Raw genomic sequence first — 1,325 nt, forward strand, 5'->3', positions numbered from 1 at the left:
TCCTCCGCCTCGGCGTCGGCGGGGGCGGTGAACGGCTTGATCTCGTTGACGAACTCGGTCTCGATCCAGCGGGTGTGGACCGTGAACGGGGTGGTGGAGCCGGTCAGTTCGGGGGCGAACGCCGGGTCCTTGACGACCGCGCGGTGGAAGGGGATGGCGGTGGCCATGCCCTCGACCTGGAACTCCTCCAGGGCGCGGGCGGCGCGCTGGAGGGCCTCGGCGCGGGTGCGGCCGGTGACGATCAGCTTGGCGAGCAGGGAGTCCCAGGCGGGGCCGATGACGCTGCCGGACTCCACGCCGGCGTCCAGGCGGACACCGGGGCCGGCCGGCGCCTCGAAGCGGGTGACGGTGCCGGGGGCGGGCAGGAAGTTGCGGCCCGGGTCCTCGCCGTTGATGCGGAACTCGAAGGAGTGGCCGCGCAGCGCCGGGTCGCCGTAGCCGAGGGGCTCGCCGTCGGCGATGCGGAACATCTCGCGGACCAGGTCGATGCCGGCGATCTCCTCGGTGACCGGGTGCTCCACCTGGAGGCGGGTGTTGACCTCGAGGAAGGAGATCGTGCCGTCGGTGCCGACGAGGAACTCCACGGTGCCGGCGCCGACGTAGCCGGCCTCCTTGAGGATGGCCTTCGAGGACGAGTACAGCTCGGCGAGCTGCTCGTCGGACAGGAACGGGGCGGGGGCCTCCTCGACCAGCTTCTGGTGGCGGCGCTGCAGGGAGCAGTCACGGGTGGAGACGACGACCACGTTGCCGTGCTGGTCGGCCAGGCACTGGGTCTCCACGTGGCGTGGCTTGTCCAGGTAGCGCTCCACGAAGCACTCGCCCCGGCCGAAGGCCGCGACGGCCTCGCGGACCGCGGACTCGTACAGCTCGGGGACCTCGTCGAGGGTGCGGGCGACCTTCAGGCCGCGGCCGCCGCCGCCGAACGCGGCCTTGATGGCGATCGGCAGGCCGTGCTCCTCGGCGAACGCGACGACCTCGTCGGCGCCGGAGACCGGGTCCGGCGTACCGGCCACGAGCGGGGCGCCGGCGCGCTGCGCGATGTGCCGCGCGGCGACCTTGTCGCCCAGGTCGCGGATGGCCTGCGGCGGCGGGCCGATCCAGATCAGGCCCGCGTCCAGGACCGCCTGGGCGAAGTCGGCGTTCTCGGAGAGGAAGCCGTAGCCGGGGTGGATGGCGTCCGCGCCGGACTCGCGCGCGGCCTTGAGGACCTTCTCGATGTCCAGGTAGCTGGTGGCCGGAGTGTCACCGCCCAGGGCGAACGCCTCATCCGCGGCCCGGACGTGCAGAGCGTCCCGGTCCGGGTCTGCGTAGACGGCCACGCTCGC

1 protein-coding gene is annotated in these 1,325 nt (G+C 73.1%); it reads right to left on the reverse strand.

Going from position 1 to position 1,325, the window contains the following annotated elements:
* The coding region (locus IEZ19_RS49840; RefSeq protein ID WP_189317967.1) for an acetyl-CoA carboxylase biotin carboxylase subunit at window positions 1–1,325 on the reverse strand (1,325 nt) is incomplete at both ends.

It is taken from the genome of Streptomyces brasiliensis (assembly GCF_014647875.1).
Classification (GTDB): domain Bacteria; phylum Actinomycetota; class Actinomycetes; order Streptomycetales; family Streptomycetaceae; genus Streptomyces; species Streptomyces brasiliensis.